The 20,564-nt window shown below is 69.5% G+C and carries 20 protein-coding genes and 2 tRNA genes; 15 read left to right on the top strand and 7 right to left on the bottom strand.

Annotation, left to right across the window (positions count from 1 at the left end):
• The first annotated feature begins 47 nt into the window (after positions 1 to 47).
• From G582_RS0109655 to G582_RS0109620, 8 genes are all read left to right on the top strand, one after another.
• On the top strand, positions 48 to 1,682 hold the full coding sequence (locus tag G582_RS0109655) for a TldD/PmbA family protein (protein ID WP_028839665.1): 1,635 nt from the start codon (positions 48 to 50) through the stop codon (positions 1,680 to 1,682).
• A 101-nt stretch (positions 1,683 to 1,783) separates the two neighbouring features.
• Entirely contained in the window at positions 1,784 to 3,118 is a 1,335-nt protein-coding gene (locus G582_RS0109650) for a TldD/PmbA family protein (RefSeq protein ID WP_028839664.1), read from the top strand.
• 13 nt (positions 3,119 to 3,131) lie between these two features.
• Positions 3,132 to 3,830 carry a DUF4159 domain-containing protein gene (locus tag G582_RS0109645; protein ID WP_028839663.1) on the top strand — a complete coding sequence of 233 codons (699 nt, stop codon included), beginning with the start codon at positions 3,132 to 3,134 and terminating at the stop codon, positions 3,828 to 3,830.
• Between the two features lie 13 nt (positions 3,831 to 3,843).
• A complete protein-coding gene (locus G582_RS0109640) occupies positions 3,844 to 4,842 on the top strand; it encodes an AAA family ATPase (RefSeq protein ID WP_028839662.1) in 999 nt (332 codons plus the stop codon).
• 9 nt (positions 4,843 to 4,851) lie between these two features.
• On the top strand, positions 4,852 to 5,736 hold the full coding sequence (locus G582_RS0109635; protein WP_028839661.1) for a DUF58 domain-containing protein: 885 nt from the start codon (positions 4,852 to 4,854) through the stop codon (positions 5,734 to 5,736).
• Positions 5,733 to 6,899 (top strand): BatA domain-containing protein, encoded by a 1,167-nt coding sequence (locus G582_RS0109630; RefSeq protein WP_028839660.1) that lies wholly within the window; start codon positions 5,733 to 5,735, stop codon positions 6,897 to 6,899. The genes G582_RS0109635 and G582_RS0109630 overlap by 4 nt, the downstream gene beginning before the upstream one ends.
• Positions 6,896 to 9,019, top strand: a complete 2,124-nt coding sequence (locus G582_RS0109625; RefSeq protein WP_028839659.1) for a hypothetical protein — start codon at positions 6,896 to 6,898, stop codon at positions 9,017 to 9,019. Before G582_RS0109630 ends, G582_RS0109625 begins: the two co-directional genes overlap by 4 nt.
• Positions 9,016 to 10,791, top strand: coding sequence for a hypothetical protein (locus tag G582_RS0109620; RefSeq protein ID WP_028839658.1), 1,776 nt, complete (start codon positions 9,016 to 9,018; stop codon positions 10,789 to 10,791). Before G582_RS0109625 ends, G582_RS0109620 begins: the two co-directional genes overlap by 4 nt.
• 1 nt (position 10,792) lies before the next feature.
• On the opposite strand, the gene fur is transcribed toward G582_RS0109620, so the two are convergent.
• On the bottom strand, positions 10,793 to 11,191 hold the full coding sequence (fur, locus tag G582_RS0109615) for a ferric iron uptake transcriptional regulator (RefSeq protein ID WP_038053660.1): 399 nt from the start codon (positions 11,189 to 11,191) through the stop codon (positions 10,793 to 10,795).
• A gap of 144 nt (positions 11,192 to 11,335) precedes the next feature.
• On the opposite strand from fur, the gene G582_RS0109610 reads away from it, so the two are divergent.
• Positions 11,336 to 11,728, top strand: a complete 393-nt coding sequence (locus tag G582_RS0109610) for an outer membrane protein assembly factor BamE (protein WP_028839656.1) — start codon at positions 11,336 to 11,338, stop codon at positions 11,726 to 11,728.
• Positions 11,729 to 11,735: 7 nt separating this feature from the next.
• Here G582_RS0109610 and G582_RS0109605 read toward each other — a convergent pair whose 3' ends face one another.
• Both G582_RS0109605 and G582_RS0109600 read right to left on the bottom strand, forming a co-directional pair.
• A complete protein-coding gene (locus G582_RS0109605; protein ID WP_028839655.1) occupies positions 11,736 to 12,014 on the bottom strand; it encodes an RnfH family protein in 279 nt (92 codons plus the stop codon).
• Positions 12,014 to 12,445 carry a type II toxin-antitoxin system RatA family toxin gene (locus G582_RS0109600; protein WP_028839654.1) on the bottom strand — a complete coding sequence of 144 codons (432 nt, stop codon included), beginning with the start codon at positions 12,443 to 12,445 and terminating at the stop codon, positions 12,014 to 12,016. The genes G582_RS0109605 and G582_RS0109600 overlap by 1 nt, the downstream gene beginning before the upstream one ends.
• Before the next feature lie 58 nt (positions 12,446 to 12,503).
• On the opposite strand from G582_RS0109600, the gene smpB reads away from it, so the two are divergent.
• Positions 12,504 to 12,998: an SsrA-binding protein SmpB gene (gene smpB, locus G582_RS0109595; RefSeq protein WP_028839653.1), complete on the top strand. Its 495-nt coding sequence runs from the start codon at positions 12,504 to 12,506 to the stop codon at positions 12,996 to 12,998.
• Between the two features lie 123 nt (positions 12,999 to 13,121).
• Here the strand turns inward: smpB and G582_RS0109590 are convergent.
• The 4 genes from G582_RS0109590 to ppsR all read right to left on the bottom strand — a co-directional run bounded on the left by G582_RS0109590 (position 13,122) and on the right by ppsR (position 14,754).
• Positions 13,122 to 13,197: transfer RNA gene (locus G582_RS0109590), tRNA-Glu, on the bottom strand.
• A gap of 23 nt (positions 13,198 to 13,220) precedes the next feature.
• Positions 13,221 to 13,296 (bottom strand) — tRNA-Ala (locus G582_RS0109585).
• Between the two features lie 57 nt (positions 13,297 to 13,353).
• The gene (locus tag G582_RS0109580; protein WP_028839652.1) at positions 13,354 to 13,836 is read right to left on the bottom strand and encodes a DUF1249 domain-containing protein; all 483 of its coding nucleotides are present in this window, start codon (positions 13,834 to 13,836) and stop codon (positions 13,354 to 13,356) included.
• Positions 13,837 to 13,932: 96 nt separating this feature from the next.
• Entirely contained in the window at positions 13,933 to 14,754 is an 822-nt protein-coding gene (gene ppsR / locus G582_RS0109575) for a posphoenolpyruvate synthetase regulatory kinase/phosphorylase PpsR (RefSeq protein ID WP_028839651.1), read from the bottom strand.
• A gap of 78 nt (positions 14,755 to 14,832) precedes the next feature.
• Between ppsR and ppsA the strand changes: the two genes are divergently transcribed.
• From ppsA to G582_RS16175, 5 genes are all read left to right on the top strand, one after another.
• Entirely contained in the window at positions 14,833 to 17,217 is a 2,385-nt protein-coding gene (ppsA, locus tag G582_RS0109570) for a phosphoenolpyruvate synthase (RefSeq protein WP_038053632.1), read from the top strand.
• 84 nt (positions 17,218 to 17,301) lie between these two features.
• Complete coding sequence (locus G582_RS18555) at positions 17,302 to 17,430, top strand: hypothetical protein (protein ID WP_282705141.1); 129 nt, start codon at positions 17,302 to 17,304, stop codon at positions 17,428 to 17,430.
• Complete coding sequence (locus G582_RS0109560; RefSeq protein WP_028839649.1) at positions 17,412 to 17,699, top strand: hypothetical protein; 288 nt, start codon at positions 17,412 to 17,414, stop codon at positions 17,697 to 17,699. The genes G582_RS18555 and G582_RS0109560 overlap by 19 nt, the downstream gene beginning before the upstream one ends.
• 100 nt (positions 17,700 to 17,799) lie before the next feature.
• Positions 17,800 to 19,074: a TolC family protein gene (locus G582_RS16180; protein WP_083961135.1), complete on the top strand. Its 1,275-nt coding sequence runs from the start codon at positions 17,800 to 17,802 to the stop codon at positions 19,072 to 19,074.
• Positions 19,071 to 20,564, top strand: coding sequence for an efflux RND transporter periplasmic adaptor subunit (locus G582_RS16175; RefSeq protein WP_051247090.1), 1,494 nt, complete (start codon positions 19,071 to 19,073; stop codon positions 20,562 to 20,564). Before G582_RS16180 ends, G582_RS16175 begins: the two co-directional genes overlap by 4 nt.

Below are 20,564 nucleotides of genomic sequence, written 5' to 3'. Positions count from 1 at the left end.
CTCCCCCTCGCCGCACCGCCCATCCCGTTTCCACCAGGAGAGCTGCCTTGCAACGACGTGAATTCCTCGCCCTGTCAGGGCTAGCCGCTGGTGGCCTGCTGCTGCCCTCGTTGTTCGGCAATGCGATTGCGGCGGAACAGCTGCTGATCCCGCTGGACCCGGCGCTGAAGAAACGACTGGCCGACGTCGCCTTGACCGCAGCCAGGCAAGCGGGCGCCAGCTATTGCGACGTGCGCATCGGCCGCTACCTGCGCCAGTTCGTGATCACCCGCGAGGACAAGGTGCAGAACGTGGTGAACACCGAGTCCACCGGTGCCGGCATCCGTGTGATCGTCAACGGCGCCTGGGGTTTCGCCGCCACCAACACGCTGACCGCCGAGGGCGTGGCCGCGGCCGCACGCCAGGCCGCCGCGATCGCCAGCGCCAACAGCAAGACCCAGAGTGCCCCGGTGCAGCTGGCCAAGGCGCCCGGGTTTGGCGAGGTGTCGTGGAAAACGCCCATCAAGAAGAACGCGATGGAGGTGCCGGTCAAGGACAAGGTCGATCTGCTGCTGGGCGTCAATGCCGCCGCGATCAACGCTGGCGCCGATTTCGTCAACTCGATGATGTTCCTGGTCAACGAGCAGAAGTACTTCGCCAGCACCGACGGTTCCTATATCGACCAGGACGTCCACCGCATCTGGCTGCCCATGACGGTCACCGCCATCGACAAGACCAGCGGCAAGTTCCGCACCCGCGAAGGCCTGTCCTCGCCGATGGGCCTGGGTTACGAATATCTGGACGGCGACGCAGGGCAGAAATTCACCACGCCCAACGGCGTGGTGAACTACGGTCTGTCCTACGACATGAAGGAGGACGCGATCGCCGCGGCACGGCAGGCGCGCGCCAAGCTGACCGCGCCTTCGGTCAAACCCGGCAAGTACGACCTGGTGCTGGACCCATCGCACACCTGGCTGACCATCCACGAGTCCGTGGGCCATCCGCTGGAGCTGGACCGCGTGCTGGGCTACGAGGCCAATTACGCCGGCACCAGCTTCGCCACCCTGGACAAGCGCACGCAGCGCTTCCAGTACGGCAGCGAGCTGGTCAACATCTTCGCCGACAAGATCCAGCCCGGCAGCCTGGGCGCGGTGGGCTTCGACGACGAGGGTGTCAAGACCAAGCGTTGGGACCTGATCCAGGCCGGCAAGCTGGTGGACTACCAGACCATCCGCGACCAGGCGCACATCCTCGGCAAGACGGAATCCGACGGCTGCTGTTACGCCGATTCCTGGAGCAGCGTGCAGTTCCAGCGCATGGCCAACGTCTCGCTGGCCGCCGGCAAGGCCAAGCTGTCCGTGGCGGACATGGTGAAGGACGTCGAGAACGGCATCTACATCATCGGCGACGGCTCGTTCTCGATCGACCAGCAGCGCTACAACGCGCAGTTCGGCGGCCAGCTGTTCTATGAGATCAAGAACGGCAAGATCTCCCGCCAGATCGAAGACGTGGCCTACCAGATCCGCACACCGGAATTCTGGAACGCCTGCGCCGCCGTTTGCGACGAGAGCGACTACCGTCTGGGCGGCTCTTTCTTCGACGGCAAGGGGCAGCCCGGCCAGGTGTCCGCGGTCTCGCATGGATCCTCCACCGCGCGCTTCAACGGCATCAACGTCATCAATACCGCCCGCAGCCTGGGATGAAACCGATGCAGCCGGGCCTTCCCGGCTGCACCGGATCGTAGGCCCTGCCAAACAACGAAGAGCTGCGGAGCAAACTCCGCTCCATCAGGAGAACATCCCACATGAGCATCCTTACCGAAGCGCAAGCCAAGGCCATCCTGGACAAGGTCATCGCGCTGTCCACCGCCGACGAATGCACCGCCTCGCTGACCGGTTCCGTCGACGGCAACATCCGCTTCGCCCTGAACAACGTCTCCACCAGCGGTATCGTCAGCAACACCGATCTGGCCGTGCAGGTGGCGTTCGGCAAGCGCGTCGGCGTCGCGACGATCAACGAGTTCGATGACGGCGCACTGGAGCGCGTGGTTCGCCGCGCCGAAGACCTCGCCCGACTGGCGCCGGAAAATCCCGAGTTCATGCCGGCCGTCGAAAAGCAGACCTACACGCCCAGCGCCACCTTCAGCGAATCCACTGCTGCCATCACCCCCGAATTCCGCGCCCAAGTCGCTGCCGACTCGATCGCTCCCTGCAAGGCGGAGAAGCTGATCGCGGCCGGCTTCCTGGAAGACGGGCAGAGCTTCGTCGCCTTTGCCAACAGCAAGGGCAATTTCGGCTACCAGAAGGCCACCGGCTTCAACTACACCTGCACCGTGCGCACCGAAGACGGACGCGGTTCCGGCTGGGTCGGCCGCAACCTCAAGGACGCCAGTGCGTTCAAGGCCGAAAGTGACATCCGCATCGCCATGCGCAAGGCCAGTGAATCGGCGGAGGCCAAGGCCCTGGAGCCCGGCAAGTACACGGTGATCCTGGAGCCGGCCGCGGCTGCAGGCCTGATCAGCTTCATGATGAATTTCTTCGACGCGCGCCAGGCCGACGAAGGCCGCAGCTTCATGTCCAAGAAGGGCGGCGGCAACAAGCTGGGCGAGCAGGTCTACGACCCGCGCGTGAACATCAGCGCCGACCCGTGGCACCCGGGCGCCGAAGTGATGCCGTGGGATGGCGAAGGCCTGCCGCGCGAGAAGATGGCCATCGTCGAGAACGGCAAGGTGGTCAACCTGGAGTATTCGCGCTACTGGGCGCAGAAGCAGGGCAAGCGCGCGGTCGGTTCGCCGGGCAACCTGCTGATGTCCGGCGGCACCAAGTCCACGGCGGAACTGGTCGCCGGCACCCAGAAGGGCATCCTGGTCACCCGCACCTGGTACATCCGCATGGTGGATCCGCAGACCGTGCTGCTCACCGGCCTGACCCGCGATGGCACGTTCTACATCGAGAACGGCCAGATCAAGCACCCGGTGAAGAACTTCCGCTTCAACGAGTCGCCGGTGATCATGCTCAACAACATCGACGAGCTGGGCAAGCCGGTGCGCGTGGCCGGCGACGAATCCAGCTTCGTGATGATGATCCCGCCGATGCGACTGCGCGACTTCACCTTCACCTCACTGTCGGATGCGGTCTGATCCGGGCCATGCCATGACCCGCGCCGGGTTCCTGCGGCTGCTGCTGGGTGCAGCCGCGGGGGCCCTGGTGCCGCCGGTGTTCGCCCAGTCCGGCCGCTACGATTTCTGGTTCACCCGCCTGAAGTACGACTCCGGCGACTGGGACGTGGACGCACGGATGCCGTCCAACCTGATCACCTCGCTGATCGACTACACCTCGCTGCGGGTGGACCCGAAGGAGCACGTGGTCGAACTGGCCGACCCGAAGATGCTGCAGGCGCCGTTCTGCTATCTCGCCGGGCACAAGCTGGTGGAGTTCAACCCGGCCGAGCGGCGCAATTTCGAGCGCTACCTGCGAAACGGCGGCTTCGTGTTCGTGGACGACTGCAACCACGACATCGACGGGCTGTTCGCCAAGTCCTTCGAGGCGCAGATGGCGTCGATCTTCGGCAAGGCCGCGCTGAAGAAGCTGCCCAATGCGCATCCGCTGTACTCGAGCTTCTTCATGTTCCCGGAAGGCCCGCCGGCCACCGGCTTCGAGCTCAACGGCTGGGGCGACGACCTGGTCCACGACTACCTGAAGGGCCTCGAGTTCAACGGCCGCCTGGGCCTGCTCTACAGCAACAAGGACTACGGCTGCGAGTGGGACTACGACTGGCGCAACAAGCGCTTCCTGGCCGAAGACAACACCCGCTTCGGCGTCAACATCGTGATGTATGCCCTGCTGTCCTGAACCGGAAACCGACATGACCCTTGCCGCAAGCGAAGCCAGCCTCCAGCAGCAGTTCCAGCGCCTCGAACGGCTGCGCGGGGCCATCGGCCAGGCCGTGGTGGGTCAGCAGGCGGTGGTCGAACAACTGCTGATCGGCCTGCTGGCCTCCGGCCACTGCCTGCTGGAAGGCGTTCCCGGCCTCGGCAAGACCCTGCTGGTGCGCTCGCTGGGACAGGCGCTGGCGCTGCAGTTCCGGCGCGTGCAGTTCACCCCGGACCTGATGCCCAGCGACATCCTCGGCACCGAGCTGCTGGAGGAAGACCACGGCACCGGCCGGCGCGCGTTCCGCTTCCAGCAGGGCCCCGTGTTCACCAACCTGCTGCTGGCCGACGAACTCAACCGCACCCCGCCCAAGACGCAGGCCGCGCTGCTGGAGGCGATGGCCGAACGCACCGTCAGCTATGCCGGCACCACCTACCCGCTGCCGGCGCCGTTCTTCGTGCTGGCCACGCAGAACCCGCTGGAACAGGCCGGCACCTATCCGCTGCCGGAGGCGCAGCTGGACCGCTTCCTGCTGCACGTGAAGGTGGACTACCCGGACGCCGCCGAGGAGCGCGCGATCATCGCCCAGACCACCGGCAGCGCCAGCGCGCAGGTGCCGATGGTGATGGAGGGCAGCGAGGTGCTGGCGCTGCAGGCGCTGGTGCGCGAGGTGCACGTGGGCGACGACTTGCTGGACTGGATCACCCGGCTGGTGCGCGCCAGCCGCCCACGCGATCCCGGCGCGCCGGAGGACGTGCGCAAGTACGTGCGCTGGGGCGCAGGTCCGCGCGCCGGGCAGTCGCTGGTGCTGGCCTCGAAGGCACGGGCGCTGCTGCACGGCCGCCTGGCCGCCACCCGCGACGACGTGATCGCGCTGGCCGCGCCGGTGATGCGCCATCGCCTGCTGCTCTCGTTCGTGGCCGAAGCGGAGCAGAAGTCCGCCGACGACGTGGTCGCCCTGCTGCTGCGCGACGTGCCCTACGCCGCCTGACCGCCTTCGATGGTCGCGCCGCTGATTCCCCCCGACCTCCGCAGCCGGCTGCAGTGCCTGCGCCTGCAGGCGCGGCGTGCGCGTGGCGACCGCGGCATCGGTGCACACCGCAGCCCCAGCCGCGGCGCCGGGCTGGAGTTCGCGCAGTACCGCGGCTACGAGCCGGGCGACGAACCGCGCCAGATCGACTGGAAGCTGTACGCCCGCGCCGACCGCTTCTTCGTCCGCGAGGCCGAACGCGAAAGCCCGCTGACCGTGTGGCTGCTGCTGGACGCCAGCGCCTCGATGGCGCAGGCCGACCAGACCAATCCCGAATGGCGCCGACTGGACGCTGCGAAATCGCTGGCTGCCTGCATCGCCGAACTCGCGCTGGCGCAGGGTGACCGCTTCGGCCTGGTGGTGCTGGCCGCAGACGGCCTGCAGCTGCTGCCGCCCGGCCACGGCCCGCGCGGGCGCGACCGCCTGTGGCTGGCGCTGCACGCGGTGCAGGCGCGCGGCGGTTTTCCGCAGGGCGACCGCCTCAACCCGTTGTGGGAACGGATCGGCAGCGATGACCTGGTCGTGCTCCTCAGCGACGGTTTCGACGAAGGCGCGGTGGCGCTGGCCGAAACGCTGGCCAAGGCCGGCCGCGAGGTGCTGTTCCTGCAGCTGCTGACTGCGGAAGAGCGCGACTTCCCGTTCACCGATGGCCACCTGTTCCGCGACCCCGAAACCGGTGAACAGCTGCCCGGCGACGGCCGCCTGCTGCGCGAGGATTATCTGCGCCGCTTCGCCGAGGCCCAGCGCCAGCTGGATGCGCGCCTCGACGCCGCCGGCATCGTCCACGCCCGCCACGTGCTGGACGAGCCGCTGGACCAGCCGCTGCGGCAGCTGTTCGCGTCGGGGCGGCCGTGAGCCTGTCCCTGCTGCTGCCCGCCGCGCTGGCGGCACTGGCCAGCCTGCTGCTGCCGCTGCTGCTGCACTTGGCGCGGCGCGACAACGTGCGCCCGCTGGACTTCGCCGCGCTGCGCTGGCTGCGCGCCCGCCCGCGTCCGCGCCGGCGGCTGCGCTTCGACGAATGGCCGCTGTTGCTGCTGCGCCTGCTGTTGCTCGCGCTGCTGGCGCTGTGGCTGGCGCGGCCGGTGCTGCACGGCGCACCCGACCTGCGCCCGATGGTGGCGGTGATGCCGGGCGTGCCGGCTTCCGCGCTGTCCGCGCAGCAGCTGCCGGAAAACGCGCGTCGCCACTGGCTGGCGCAAGGGCTGCCAGCGCTCGATGCGCCACCGCCCGCCACGCCGCAGCCCATCGCCAGCCTGCTGCGAGAACTGGATGCCGACCTGCCGGCCGGCGTGCCGCTGGTGGTGCTGGCCACCGCCCGTTTTGACGGCGCGGATGGGCGCGTTCCGCAGCTGTCGCGCGAATTGGATTGGCGGGTCGTCGATGCGATGCCGGCCGCATCGAAACCGGCCACCGGACAGTCGCCGCCGACGCTTTACCTGCATGCCGATGCCGGGCACACCGCAGCGCTGCGCCCGCTGCGCGCTGCGGCGCGTGCGTGGCAAGTGGAGGTATTCGATCTCGCCGCCGGGGCCACGCCTCCCGCCACTAGCGCCATCGCCGCATGGCTGTCTTCGACACCGATGCCGAGCGCGCTGCGCGATTGGATCGCGCGCGGCGGCAGCGTACTGCTCGCGCACGACGCGCCGCTGCCTGCCAACACCGCGCTGCCTGCCAACACCGCGCTGGCGCCGGCCCTGCGCGACGCCGCCGGCACACCGCTGCTGGAAAGCGGCAGCCTCGGTCGCGGGCGCCTGCTGCGCTTCCGCCAGCCGCTGCGCCCGGCGGACCTGCCGCTGCTGCTGGAAGCCGAGTTCCCGCAGCGCCTGCGCGAGGCGCTTGCGCCGCCGATGCAGCCGCCCGCCCGCGCCGATGCCCGCGCCTTCGCGCCCACCACCGGCGCCCGCGCGCAGCCAACGGCGCCGCGCGACCTACAGCTGTGGCTGGCCTTGCTGATCGCGCTGCTGTTCGCCATCGAACGCTGGCTGGCCACCGCCCGCCGCCGCGGAGCCAATGCATGAGTGCCGACGCGCTGCCGCATGCAGCCTGGCGCGCCGCACGGCTTCGCGCGCTCGCCATTCTTGCCGCGTTCGCGTTGCCGTGGTTGGTTGCACTGGCGGCGTGTGCGCAGCGTTTCGGCGGACGCACGTCGGCGCTGCTTGCAGTCGGCATCGGCCTGTTGCTGCTGGGTTTCATCGCTGTCGTGCAATGGCGGCATCGCGACGTGCGCTGGCTGCTGCGTGCGCTCAACGCGCGCAGCGACATGGAAGACAGCGCCGACCTGCTGGCCGCCCCGCCCGCAGGCGGCGCGCTGCGGCAGCTGCAGCGGCAGCGCCTGCAGCAGCGGCTGGCGGCACGGCCTGCGGACCTGCGCCTTGGCTGGCCATGGCCGCGGCTGGCGGCATCGACGCTGGCGGCTGCATTGCTGCTGGCAAGCGCCCTGCTGTGGCCGCCGCCGGCGGCGGAAGTGTCGGACGGCGTCGTGCCGGCCACTCCGGCCGCGCGCTCACCTCTGCGCCTGACATTCAGCCAGCTGCAGCTCATTTCCCCGCGCTATACCGGCCTGCCGACGCGCCGGGTCAGCGCACTGTCGGCCTCCGCGCCGCAGGGCACGCAGCTGCGCTGGACGCTGGCATTCAACGGCACGCCGGATCGCGTCGCGCTGATCTTCCTCGATGGTCGGCGCCTGCCACTGCAACCGCGTGACGGCGGCTGGCAGGCCGATCTGCGGCTGGATGCCTCGGCGCTCTACCGCATCGAACTCGACGGCCGCCTGCAGGACGCCGGCAAGCCGTACCGCCTGGATGCCCTGCCCGACCGCCCGCCGCAGCTCAAGGTGCTGGCGCCGGATCGCAGCCTGAGCATCGCGCCGCCCGGGCAGCCCGGCTGGGAGCTGGCCTTCGAGGTGGAGGACGACTACGGCGTCGCCACGCAGGCCACGCTGCAGCTCACGCTGGCACAGGGCAGCGGCGAGGACATCACCTTCCGCGAACTCAGTCTGCCGCTGCAGGGGCAAGGCGCGTCGCTGCGCCGCCGCTTCAGCCATCGCGTGGCGCTGGCCGCGCTGGGCCTGCAGGCAGGCGACGACCTGATCGCCCGACTGGTGGCGCGGGACAACCGCGGCCCGCAGCCGCAGCTCGTGCGCAGCCCCGCGCTGATCCTGCGCCTGCAGGCCGCCGCCAGCGAGGAGCCCAGCGGCATCGAAGGCGTGGTCAAGCGCGTCCTGCCCGCGTACTTCCGCAGCCAGCGGCAGATCATCCTCGACGCCGAAGCGCTGCTGAAGCAGAGGCCCAAGCTCGCCGCCGAGCGCTACCTGCAGAAGTCCGATGCGCTCGGCGTGGACCAGCGCATCCTGCGCCTGCGCTACGGTCAGTTCCTCGGCGAGGAGGCCGAAGACGGCCCGACGTTGCCCACCGCCGATGCGAGCGGACACGACGCGGAGGATGGCGGCGACCATGCCGGCCACGACCATCCGGCGCCGGCGCCCGCCACCACCTTCGGCCAGGACGTCGACCTGCTGGAAACCTACGGCCACACCCACGACCACGCCGACGCCGCCACCCTGCTCGACCCGCAGACCCGCGCCACCCTGAAGCTGGCGCTGGACCAGATGTGGCAGTCGGAACTGCAGCTGCGCCAGGGCCATCCCGAGCGAGCGCTGCCGTTCGCTTACAAGGCGCTGGGCTACATCAAGCAGGTGCAGCAGGCCGAACGCATCTATCTGGCGCGGGTGGGCCCGCAGCTGCCGCCCATCGACGAGGGCCGCCGCCTCGGCGGCAAGCGCGAAGGACTGGCACCGCGCCCGGACCCGCTGCGCGCCGCGCCGCCGAACGATGCCGACATCGCGGCGCTGTGGCAACAGCTGGACGCCGCGCCGGCGCGCGCGGTGCCCACGCAGTCGCTGGCCGCGCTGCAGGCGGGGTTGCGCCGGCACGGCCAGCGCGCCGCCGATCCGCTGGCACTGCAGGCCGCGCTGGACGCGCTGCAGCGCGACCCCGCCTGCGCCGCGTGCCGCGACCACCTGCGCGCCCTGCTGTGGCCGCTGCTGCCGACGCCGCCGGCAGCGGTCGCGCGCCGGCCGGCGCCGGACGCGCAAGGGCAGCGCTATCTCGATGCGCTGGATGCGGAGGCGAAGCGATGACCGCGGCCACAGCCGAAATCCTCACCGCTGGCGTGCTGGCGCTGGCCGTGCTGCTGGCCTGCACGCGGTTGCTGCACGGCCACCTGCGCCGGGATCGCACGCAGCATGCGCCGCGCTGGAAGCTGCCGCTGCTGCTGATGGCCCAGCCGCTGCTGGCGGCGCTGCTGTTCTTCGGCCTGTTCCCCCCGGCGCGGCCGATCGCTGCTGGGGTGATGACCGTCTATACCGCCGGCGCGAATCCCGCTGCGGCCGATGCCGGCACGCTGCGCATCGCGCTGCCGGAAGCGCCAGCGAACACCGACGCGGAGCCCGCGCCTGATATCGCCACCGCCCTGCGCCGCCATCCCGGCGTCCGCAGCCTGCGCATCGTCGGCAGCGGGCTGGACGTGCGCGACCTGGATGCCGCCGGCGGCCTTCCGCTGCGCTTCCATCCCGCATCGCGTCCGATCGGAATTGCTGGCGTGCAGGCGCCGACGACGGTTGCGCCAGGCAATGCCTTCCGCGTGCGCGGCCGGGTTGCCGGCATCGAGGCCGGCACGCTTGAACTGCTGGACCCCGCCGCGCGTGTCATCGCACGCACGCCCGCCTCTGCAGACGGCAGTTTCGCCCTGCAGGGCGTGGCGCGCAGCGTCGGCGCGTTCTCTTTCCAGCTGCGCCTGCGCGATGCGAGGGGCCAGGTCCGCGACAGCCTGCCGCTGCCGCTGCAGGTCATCGCGCCCGCCGCGCCGCGGCTGCTGGTGCTGGCCGGCGCGCCCGATCCCGAACTGAAGTACCTGCGCCGCTGGGCGCTGGATGCCGGCGTCGGCCTGCACACGCAGGTCAGCGTCGGTGCCGGGCTGGTGCTGGGCGATGCGCCGCTGGCGCTGGACGATGCCAGCCTGCGACGGTTCGACGCGGTGCTGCTGGACACCCGCAGCCTGCAGGCACTGGGCGATGCCGAACTGCGCGCGCTCACCCGCGCCGTCCGCGACGGTTTGGGCCTGCTGCTGCGGCTGGATGCGCCGCTGTCGCCGGCGATGCGTTCCCGCCTGCGCGGTTGGGGTTATGTGGTGGATGCGGGTGCGCGCAACACATCCGTGCAACTGGCGAACACGTCCCAGCGAACCGCTGGCGAGACCGCCCTGCCGGGCCTGGGCCGAACCGTGGCGGCCGTGCAGGCCGGCGATGCATTGCCGCTGCTGCGCGACGTGCAGGCGCAGCCGCTGGCGTGGTGGCGTCCACTGGGGCGCGGCCGGGTCGGGCTGGTGGCACTGACCGACAGCTACCGGCTGCCACTGGCCGGCCACGCCGCTGTGCATGCGCGCCTGTGGAGCGACCTGCTGGCGGGCATCGTCCGCTCAACTACTGCTGCCACGCCGGCACCGCCTGCCGGCCCGATCTGGGCAGGCCAGCGTGCGCTGCTGTGCGGCGTCGATGAGGCCGCTGCGGTGATCGCCCCCGACGGCAGCCGCACGGCGCTGGCCATCGATCCGTCCAGCGGCGTGCGTCGCTGCGCCGCGTTCTGGCCGCGCATCCCCGGCTGGCACCGGTTGCAGGCCCGCAGCACGCAAACCGCATTCGCGGTGCTGCCCGCCGGCGCGGGACTGGCCTGGCAGGCGCAGCGGCGCTTCGATGCCACCATGGCGCTTGCCGCGCAATCGCCCACCGTGCAGGCAACGCGTTCCGCGACCACGCAGCGCGGCGCGACGTGGCCGTGGCTGGCCGGGTGGCTGATGCTGGCAGTACTGGCGTGGTGGCTGGAACGGCGGCGCGCATCGCCGCAGGCGCGGTGACTCAGCGCTTCTTGCGCACGTACAGCACCAGCGCGTGGTCGGCGATCTCGTAGCCGTGCTCGGCGGCGATCTTCTGCTGCAGCTGCTCGATCTCGTCGCTGTGGAACTCGATCACCTTGCCGCTATCCAAATCGACCATGTGGTCGTGGTGTTCGCCGCGGTCCAGTTCGTAGACGGCGGTACCGCCCTCGAAGTTGTGCTTGAGCACCAGTCCGGCCGACTCGAACTGGGTCAACACGCGGTAGATGGTGGCCAGGCCGATTTCCTCGGACTCCGCCAGCAGCTGGCGGTAGATGTCCTCGGCGGTCATGTGCCGCGGCTTGGCGTGCTCCAGCAGTTCCAGGATGCGCAGCCGCGGATGGGTGACCTTGAGCCCGACCTTGCGAAGATCCTGCGACATCGACATCTCTCCGTGAATCAATCCAGTGCCGCATGCCGGCATGTGAACGCAGCCGTCGCGCCAAGCGCGAACGCGGATTGGGCGGGTCGATGCGGCGTGCCGGGAGTGTATCATCGGCACTTCCGCCACTGCCCCGCCCTGCCGATGCGCAAGCTGCTCCTTCTTCTCCTTGCAACCCTGCTGGTCAGCGGCTGCGGCCTGCTGTACCGCCAGCCGGTGTTCCAGGGCAATCTGCTCGACAAGGGCGCCGTCGATCAGCTGCAGGCGGGCATGGACCGGCAGCAGGTGATGGTGCTGCTGGGCACGCCGTCGATCCGCGACCCGTTCCACCACGACCGCTGGGACTACGTTGCCAGCCAGCGCATCGGCCGCACTGGCGCGCCGGAGGTGAAGACGATGACGCTGTGGTTCGAGAACGGCCAGCTGTCGCGTTGGGAAGGCGAGTATTTCCCGGAGCAGGATTCCGAGCTGTCGCGCAACGCGATCCGCTACTTCGGCCCGAACCTGGCCAAGGACAAGAACAAGCGCCGCCGCTGAGGCGGCGTCAACTGCGCTGGTGCCCGCGTGGCGCCGCGCTCCCGGCGCGCCGTCTGCGCGCCTGCTTGGGATCGCACCGCAGGGCGCGCAGAAGTTCGATCCGGTCGCCTGCATGCAAGCGCGCGTGCAGCGTCGCCGTCTGCCCGAACACCGCCAGCGCGACGAACTCGCCTTCCAGCCGCCAGCCGGCCGCCTCCAGCGCATCGCCGACGCAGGCACCCACCGCCAATTCCAGGTCAATGTGCTCGGCGCGGTGCGGCCAGGCGCGCAGCAGCTGCACGCGCATCAGTCTTGCCTCTTGTCCGCCTCGCGCACGAAGTCGTCCACCATGCGGTCGGCCAGTCCCTGCATGCCCAGCTGCAGCGCCGGTGCCAGCAGCCGGTTCTGCGGCTCGAAGTCGAGCCGCAGCGTGACCTTGCAAGCGGACTCGTCCAGCGCATGGAACTCCCAGCGCCCCTGCAGGCGCCGGAACGGCCCGTCGCGCAGCGCCATGTCGATGTGGTGCGGCGGGCTGAGCAGGTTCTCGGTGGTGAACCAGGTATGGAAGCCGCCGACGCCCAGATCCAGCCGCGCCAGCAGGCGGCCTTCGTCCTGTTCCAGCAACAGCGCCTGCCGGCACCACTCGAACCGGCGCGGATAGGCGGCAACATCATTGACCAACGAGAACATCCGCGACGCGGAATGTTCGACCAGGGCGCTGCGCAGAATGACGGGCATCGAAAGATCCGGGCCGGGCGGACGCACGCGGCGCGTCCGGATCGGCGAGAATGACGGGATGAGCAAGAAGAACGGCAAGGATAAGCCAAACGGCGGCGGCACCATCGCCCTCAACAAGCGCGCGCGTCACGAATACAGCTTCGAACAGAAGTTCGAAGCCGGTCTGTCGCTGCAGGGCTGGGAGCTGAAGGCGATCCGCGCCGGCCGCGCCAACATCGGCGACGCCTATGCGGTGGTGCTGCAGGGCGAGCTGTTCCTGATCGGCGCGCAGATCACCCCGCTGATCCAGGCCTCCACCCACGTCATCGCCAACGATCGCCGCACCCGCAAGCTGCTGCTGCACCGGCACGAGATCGACATGCTGATGGGCCGCATCCAGCGCGACGGCTTCACCATGGTGCCAACAGCGCTGTACTGGAAGGGCAACAAGGTGAAGGTCGAACTGGCGCTGGCCAAGGGCAAGCAGACCCATGACAAGCGCGAAGCCAGCAAGGAGCGCGACTGGAACCGCGAGAAGCAGCGCGTGATGCGCCGGCACAACAAGGACGCCTGAGCCGCGCGCCGCGGGGCGCGCGCATCAATGCGCGCCGGTTCACGCGAAGAAAACGCACAAACGAAAACGGCCGCCACTGGGGCGACCGCTTGCGTGTGTTGCGACGTTTACCGATTCCGAAGGTGGCGTCCCCACGGGGATTCGAACCCCGGTCGCTACCGTGAAAGGGTAATGTCCTAGGCCTCTAGACGATGGGGACAGAACCGGAAACGCTTTGAAACGTGGTGGAGCCAGGCGGGATCGAACCGCCGACCTCCTGCATGCCATGCAGGCGCTCTCCCAGCTGAGCTATGGCCCCACGGGGCTGGAAAGACGCGCATTCTGGGGGTGAAATCGGGAACCGTCAAGCGTTTTCTCAATAAATTTTCAGCACGTCTTCATCGGCGTGCAGCGTGGCCACGCCGTGCCCGCGTTCGGCGAGGTATTGCAGCCATTTGCCGAGGAATGTGTTCATGCGCAGGCGATGATCGAGGATGCGCTGCGGTGGCGGATACATGCCGATCACGTCCTGCCAGCGGCTGCCGGCATAGCAGTGCGTGGCTTCCACCTGGCGCGCATCGCGGTACAGGCGCAGGCTCGCCGACGGATCGGCCATGCCGGTCTGCGGATCGATGAGGCCATAGCTCATGCGCAGCTCGCTGGTGTAGGCGTGCCGCTCCATCACTTCCAGCCGCACGTCGAGGCCGTCACCGATCGCAGAGACATATGTGCCGCAGCCGAGGTCGGCCACTTCGAACAGCCGCTGCAGGCGCGCATGGTTCTCCGAATACAGGCCCATCAGCCAGCCGAAGCGGCTGATGGCGGGAACGCGGGCGCGGCGTGCAAGTGCGGTGGTCATGGATCGATCGTACACGCGCGCCGACGCGTGCGGCAGGATTGACGCGGGCATCGCGCGGGCGGAGGCTGATGGAGTTTCCCGCGCCCTGAAAACCGCTCAGTACATCTCGCGGTTGATGCCCAGGTGCTTCATCACCCGGCTGGCGATTTCCTCGATCGAGGCATTGGTGGTGCTGAGCAGTTCGATACCCTCGCGGCGCAGCATCGTCTCCGCCTGCGCGACTTCGCGACGGCAGGTGTCCAGCTGCGCATAGCGCGAATCCGGCCGCCGCTCCTGGCGGATCTGGTGCAGCCGCATCGGGTCGATGGTCAGCCCGAACAGTTTGCCGCGGTACTGGCGCAGCCTGGCCGGCAGGCGCTCGCCTTCCAGGTCTTCGGGCGTCAGCGGATAGTTGGCCGCCTTGACCCCGTGTTGCAGCGCCAGGTACACGCAGGTGGGCGTCTTGCCGGCGCGCGAGACCGCGACCAGGATCACGTCGGCATCCGAGTAGTCCGGCTTGACCCCATCGTCGTGGGTCAGCGCGTAGTTCATCGCGTTGATGCGCTGGTGGTAGATCGCGAAATCCACGATCCCGTGCGCGCGGCCGATCTGCGCCTCGCGGCTATGCCCCAGCTCCTGTTCCAGTGGCGCGATGAACGGCGCGAACACGTCCAGCATCAGCGCCCCGCTTTCGGCGAGCAGATGGTTGAGGTTGGGGTCGACGCAGGAATTGACCACGATCGGCCGCAGCCCCCGCGCCTCGCCGGCGGTACGGATGCGCTCGGCGGCCTCCACGGCCTTCTCCGGCGTGTCCACGAACGGCAGGCGGTCGCTGGAGAAACGCACCCCGCTGAACTGCGTCAGCAGGCTGTGGCCGATGGTTTCGGCGGTGATGCCGGTGCCATCGGAGACATAGAACACGGGACGAACGGCTTCCATCGGGATTCCTCGGGGGCGCTCGGGGTAAAATAACGGACTTCCGCGCGCCTGCGCCGCCACGCCCCCACGGAGCCACTCTTGAGCACCCCCGCCTCGACCAGCAACGTCCTCTGGTTGCACGACCTGCGCCTGTCCGACCTCGCCCAGGTGGGCGGCAAGAATTCCTCGCTCGGCGAAATGATCGGCCAGCTGGCCGAGCTGGGCGTCTCGGTGCCGGGCGGCTTCGCCACCACCGCCGATGCGTTCAAGGACCTCATCGCCCACAACGACCTGCATGCGCGTATCTACGACAAGCTGGCGACGGTCGATGTGGAAGACGTGCCGGCGCTGACCCGCGCCGGTGCCGAGATTCGCGGCTGGGTGATCGACGCACCGCTGCAGCCGCAGCTGGATGCCGATATCCGCAGCGCCTACGCGCAGCTGTGCGCGGATGCGGGCAGCGAGGACATCGCGGTTGCGGTGCGCTCCTCCGCCACCGCCGAGGACCTGCCGGATGCGAGCTTTGCAGGCCAGCAGGAAACCTTCCTCAACGTGACCGGCGCCGATGACGTGGTGCGCAAGGTCAAGGAAGTCTTCGCCAGCCTTTACAACGACCGCGCCATCGCCTACCGCGTGCACCACGGCTTCGCCCACGAGGACGTGTTCCTGTCCGCCGGCATCCAGCTGATGGTGCGTTCCGACGTCGGCGCGTCCGGCGTGCTGTTCACCCTCGACACCGAATCCGGCTTCCGCGACGTGGTGTTCGTCACCGCCAGCTATGGCCTTGGCGAGATGGTCGTGCAGGGCGCGGTCAACCCGGACGAGTTCTACGTCTACAAGCCCACGCTGCAGGCCGGCAAGCCGGCGATCCTGCGCCGCTCGCTGGGCAGCAAGCAGCTGCGCATGGTCTATTCCGATGCGCCGGGCGAGCGCGTGCGCACCGAGGACACGCCAGCCGATCTGCGCGGCAGGTTCTCGATCAGCGACGCCGACGTGCAGGAGCTGTCGAAGCAGGCGCTGGTCATCGAGCAGCACTACGGCCGGCCGATGGACATCGAATGGGGCAAGGACGGCCACACCGGCAAGCTGTACATCCTGCAGGCGCGACCGGAGACGGTGAAGTCGCGCGCGAGTGCCACCCAGATCGAGCGCTACACCCTGGGCGGTCGCGGCAAGGTGCTGTCGGAAGGCCGCGCCATCGGCCACAAGATCGGCAGCGGCACCGCGCGCGTGGTGCGCTCGCTGGACGACATGAACCGGGTGCAGCCCGGCGACGTGCTGATCGCCGACATGACCGACCCCGACTGGGAGCCGGTGATGAAGCGCAGCGCCGCCATCGTCACCAACCGCGGCGGCCGCACCTGCCACGCGGCGATCATCGCGCGCGAGCTGGGCGTGCCGGCGGTGGTCGGCACCGGCGATGCGCTGGATTCGATCCGCGATGGCGACATCGTCACCGTCAGCTGCGCCGAGGGCGACACCGGCTTCATCTATCAGGGCGCCCTGCCCTTCGAGCGCACCACCACCGACCTCGGCAACATGCCGCCGGCGCCGCTGAAGATCATGATGAACGTGGCCAACCCGGACCGCGCCTTCGACTTCGGCCAGCTGCCCAATGCGGGCATCGGCCTGGCCCGTCTGGAGATGATCATCGCCAGCCACATCGGCGTGCATCCCAAGGCACTGCTGGAATACGCCAGCCAGGACGCCGACACCAAGGCGAAGATCGACGCCCGCATCGCCGGCTACGAAGGCCCGGTGGAGTTCTACATCGAGCGCCTGAAGGAAGGCATCGCGACGATCGCGGCATCGGTGTATCCGAAGCCGGTGATCGTGCGCCTGTCGGACTTCAAGTCCAACGAATACGCCAACCTGCTCGGCGGCTCGAAGTACGAACCGCACGAGGAAAACCCGATGATCGGGTTCCGCGGCGCCTCGCGCTACATCGACCCGAGCTTCAAGGACGCCTTCGCGCTGGAGTGCGTAGCGGTCAAGCGCGTGCGCGAAGCGATGGGCCTGGACAATGTCTGGGTGATGATCCCGTTCGTGCGCACCCTGGACGAAGGCCGCAAGGTGGTCGAGGTGCTGCGCGAGAACGGCCTGGTGCAGGGCGAGAATGATCTGAAGATCATCATGATGTGCGAGGTACCGTCGAACGCGCTGCTGGCCGACGAGTTCCTGGAGATCTTCGATGGCTTCAGCATCGGCTCCAACGACATGACCCAGCTGACCCTGGGCCTGGACCGCGATAGCGCCATCGTTGCCGGCCTGTTCGACGAGCGCGACCCGGCGGTGAAGAAGATGCTTTCGATGGCGATCAAGTCGGCACGGGCCAAGGGCAAGTACGTCGGCATCTGCGGCCAGGGGCCCAGCGACCATCCGGACCTGGCCCTGTGGCTGATGGAACAGGGCATCGAATCGGTGTCGCTGAACCCGGACACCGTGGTCGATACCTGGCTGGCGCTGGCCAAGGCCAAGCACTGACGCGGGCGGCTTGACCTTGCCCCCTGGGCAAGGTCGATACTGCGCGCATTCCGTCCAGACCCACTTCAGCGACCAGATTCCCGCATGAAACCGCTGCGCCACCGCCTGCGTCTGCGCATCGCGATCTTCGCGATGCTGGCGCTGCTGTGGTCGCAGACGGCCTTGGCCTGGCATGCGGCGCAGTGGAGCTGCCGTTGGCGGTCGCGCAGGTGATGCCGATGGCGGGCCACGGCAGCAACTGCCACGAAGCGCCGCCGCCGGCTGATGACGGCGCAGGCCTGTGTGCGGCGCATTGCGACCAGGACGTGCCCAGCCCTGACACCGCGCGGGTGCCCGCGTTGCCGGCGCTGCCCGCGCTGGTGCCCGCCTTCGTTTCCGCGTTGACCCCGCGCGAGCCGGCAACGCTGCGTCGGGCGGATTCGCCGCCCACTGTTCCCTGGCACCGACCGACTGCGCATCCCGCGGCGCTGCTGCTGATCTGATCGCCGATCCCCGCTTTCGGCGGTGATGCCCCGCGCATCGTCGTCGTCCTGCCGCGTGCACCCTCGCGCCGCGGCTCCACGGGTTTGATCGAGGTCGAACATGCGATTCCCATTCCCTGCAGGCAGGCGCTGGCTGGCGTTGCCCTGCCTGCTGCTTGCCTTCTCCACGCCGGCCCGCCCGGCCGACGACACCCCACCCGGCGCCGACGTGGCCTCTGTTCGCGCCTGGCTGCTGCAGCACAACCCCGAGCTGCGCGCCCGCGAAGCGGAGACCGAGGCCGCGCGCGCGCAGGCCGTCGCCGCCGGCAGCCTGCCCAATCCCAGTGTCGGCATCTCGCTGCAGGGCATCTCTCCGGATCATCCCAGCCTGCTGCCGGCCAATGTCGGCGGCACCAGCTACCAGCTGCGCCAGCGGATTCCGCTGTGGGGCAAGCGCGCGCTGGCGCACGGGATCGCCGAACGCACTGCCGACGCCATCGGCGCCGGCCGCGAGGCCGCGGCGCTGGAGCTGCTGGCGCAGGCCGAAGCCGCCTACGTGCGCTACTGGCATGCCGGGCAAGCGCTGCGGCTGGTCGATGAGCAGATCACCCTGCTGCAATCGCTGGAGGAAATCGCCGGCGTGCGCTACGCGCTGGGCATGGTGCCGCAGCAGGACGCCATCCGCGCGCAGGTGCAGACCACGCGCCTGCGCGGTGAGCGCATCGCGCTGGAGGAAACCGGCAACGAGGCCGGCATTTTGCTCAACCTGCTATTGGGCCGCCGCGCCGATGCACCACTCGCACCCGCGCTGCAGGCACCGCAGCTGGCGGTGGCCAGTGCCAGCCTGGGCGATGCGCTGGCCCGGCTCGACAAGGGCAGCCACCCTGCCCTGCAAGCCGCGCAGGCGCAGGTGGAGGCGGCGCAGGACAGCCTGCGCCTGCGCCAGCGCGAACGCTGGCCGGACATCTCGATGGGAGTCGGCGCGATGCAGCGCGGCCACCGCATCGACGGCTATGAGCTGATGCTGGAGGTGGAGCTGCCGCTGCAGCGGCGCGCACTGGCGGCGCGCGAACGCGAAGCGCGGCGACTGGAAGATGCGGCGCTGGCGCGCGCCGATGCACAGCAGACGTCGCTGGGCGGGCAACTGGGCATCGCCTGGGCGCAGTGGCGCAGCGCGCAGCGCCAGCGCGCCCTGCTGGGTTCCACCCGCATCCCGCAGGCGGAGGCCAACTACCGCTCCGCGCTGGCCAGCTACCAGGTCGGCGAGGTGGATTTCAACGCCCTGCTCGACGCGCTGACCGACTGGCAGGACGCCAGGCTCGCAAACCTCGATGCCACCCGCGACGAACTGCTAGGCGCCGCCGGCGTGCGCGCCCTCGAAGGAGACACCCCATGAAGCGTTCCCACGGCATCCTGATCGCCACCGGCCTGATCGTCGCGCTGGCTGGCGGCATCGCACTGGGGCGGCTGACAACGCCCGCCGCAGCCACTAGCGCCGCTGCGCCAGCCGCGCGCAAGCCGCTGTACTACCGCAACCCGATGGGCCTGCCCGACACCTCGCCGGTGCCGAAACAGGACGAGATGGGCATGGACTACATCCCGGTGTACGCCGAGGACGAAGCCAATGCCGCGCCCGGCACCGTGGCGCTGTCGCCGGAGAAGATCCAGACCCTCGGCGTGCGCACCGAACCGGTGCGGCGTCAGCCGCTGGCCACCGGCCTGCAGGCCAGCGGCACGATCGCCGTCGACGAAACCCGCCAGCACGTGATCGCCCCGCGCTTCGACGGCTGGGTGGAAACCCTGCAGGCCAACCAGACCGGCATGGCGGTCAAGCGCGGGCAGACGCTGGCGACGGTGTACAGCCCGCAGCTGCTGGCGGCGCAAGAAGACTACCGCGTGGCCGACGCGGCGCTGCGGCAGCTGCGCGGCGGCGACGCCGCCAGCCTGCAGTCGATGCAGCGCCTGCGCGACGCCGCCAAACGGCGCCTGCTGAACTGGGGCATCAGCGCCGGCCAACTGGAGCACATCGCCCATCTGCCGCCGGGCAACCTTGCCCTCACCGCGCCAGCCAGCGGCGTGATCGTGGAAAAGCCCGTCGTGCAGGGCGCGCGCTTCGTCGCCGGCGACACCCTCCTGCGGCTGGCCGACCTGTCCACGGTGTGGGTGACGGTGAACGTGCCGGCAGCGCAGATCGGCCAAGTGCGGCTGGGCCAGCCCGCTCGGTTCACCACGCCTGCGTTGGCCGGGCAGACGTTCGACGGCCAGGTGGGCTTCCTGCAGCCCGTGTTGGATGCCGCCACGCGTACGCTGGCAGTGCGGGTGGCGCTGCCGAACCCGGACGGCCGGCTGCGGCCGGGCCTGTTCGGAACGGTGGCGCTGGCCGGCGACGATGGCCGCGAGGGGCTGACCATTCCGCGTTCGGCATTGATCGATTCCGGCCAGCGTCAGATCGCGCTGGTCGAAGTGGCGACGGGCCGCTTCGCGCCGCGGCAGATCAGCATCGGCCAGCGCAACGGCGACCGCATCGAAGTGCTGGATGGCCTGCGCGAAGGCGAACGCGTGGTGGTGGAAGGCAACTTCCTGATCGACGCCGAAAGCAACCTGCGCGCCGCCCTGCAGGACATGACGCCGGAGCAGGCGGCGGCGCATGCCGGGCACGACATGGGCAGCCACGACATGTCCGCGGCATCGAAAGCGGAATCCGACCCGCACGCCGGTCACGCGATGCCCGCAACGGCAGCGCCGAAGCCTGCCGCGGCCGATCCGCACGCGGGCCACGTGATGCCCGCCGCGCCCAGGCCCGATCCGCATGCCGGCCATGCGATGCCCGACCAGCCGAAGGCCGACCCGCACGCCGGCCACGGCATGTCCGACATGGAGCACTGA

The organism is Thermomonas fusca DSM 15424 (genome assembly GCF_000423885.1).
GTDB classification, from domain to species: Bacteria; Pseudomonadota; Gammaproteobacteria; order Xanthomonadales; family Xanthomonadaceae; genus Thermomonas; species Thermomonas fusca.
The sequence above is the reverse complement of the archived record's forward strand: the minus strand, read 5'-3'. Positions and strand labels throughout refer to the sequence as shown.

Bases quoted from the DNA above. Each gene is read 5' to 3' on its own strand.
- G582_RS0109650 (WP_028839664.1), top strand. From the start codon at position 1,784: ATGAGCATCCTTACCGAAGCGCAAGCCAAGGCCATCCTGGACAAGGTC.
- G582_RS18555 (WP_282705141.1), top strand. From the start codon at position 17,302: ATGAAACCGCTGCGCCACCGCCTGCGTCTGCGCATCGCGATCTTCGCG.
- G582_RS0109610 (WP_028839656.1), top strand. From the start codon at position 11,336: ATGCGCAAGCTGCTCCTTCTTCTCCTTGCAACCCTGCTGGTCAGCGGC.
- G582_RS0109620 (WP_028839658.1), top strand. From the start codon at position 9,016: ATGACCGCGGCCACAGCCGAAATCCTCACCGCTGGCGTGCTGGCGCTG.
- fur (WP_038053660.1), bottom strand. From the start codon at position 11,191: ATGTCGCAGGATCTTCGCAAGGTCGGGCTCAAGGTCACCCATCCGCGG.
- G582_RS0109605 (WP_028839655.1), bottom strand. From the start codon at position 12,014: ATGCGCGTGCAGCTGCTGCGCGCCTGGCCGCACCGCGCCGAGCACATT.
- G582_RS0109600 (WP_028839654.1), bottom strand. From the start codon at position 12,445: ATGCCCGTCATTCTGCGCAGCGCCCTGGTCGAACATTCCGCGTCGCGG.
- G582_RS0109640 (WP_028839662.1), top strand. From the start codon at position 3,844: ATGACCCTTGCCGCAAGCGAAGCCAGCCTCCAGCAGCAGTTCCAGCGC.
- smpB (WP_028839653.1), top strand. From the start codon at position 12,504: ATGAGCAAGAAGAACGGCAAGGATAAGCCAAACGGCGGCGGCACCATC.
- G582_RS16175 (WP_051247090.1), top strand. From the start codon at position 19,071: ATGAAGCGTTCCCACGGCATCCTGATCGCCACCGGCCTGATCGTCGCG.
- G582_RS0109580 (WP_028839652.1), bottom strand. From the start codon at position 13,836: ATGACCACCGCACTTGCACGCCGCGCCCGCGTTCCCGCCATCAGCCGC.
- G582_RS16180 (WP_083961135.1), top strand. From the start codon at position 17,800: ATGCGATTCCCATTCCCTGCAGGCAGGCGCTGGCTGGCGTTGCCCTGC.
- ppsR (WP_028839651.1), bottom strand. From the start codon at position 14,754: ATGGAAGCCGTTCGTCCCGTGTTCTATGTCTCCGATGGCACCGGCATC.
- G582_RS0109635 (WP_028839661.1), top strand. From the start codon at position 4,852: ATGGTCGCGCCGCTGATTCCCCCCGACCTCCGCAGCCGGCTGCAGTGC.
- G582_RS0109645 (WP_028839663.1), top strand. From the start codon at position 3,132: ATGACCCGCGCCGGGTTCCTGCGGCTGCTGCTGGGTGCAGCCGCGGGG.
- G582_RS0109625 (WP_028839659.1), top strand. From the start codon at position 6,896: ATGAGTGCCGACGCGCTGCCGCATGCAGCCTGGCGCGCCGCACGGCTT.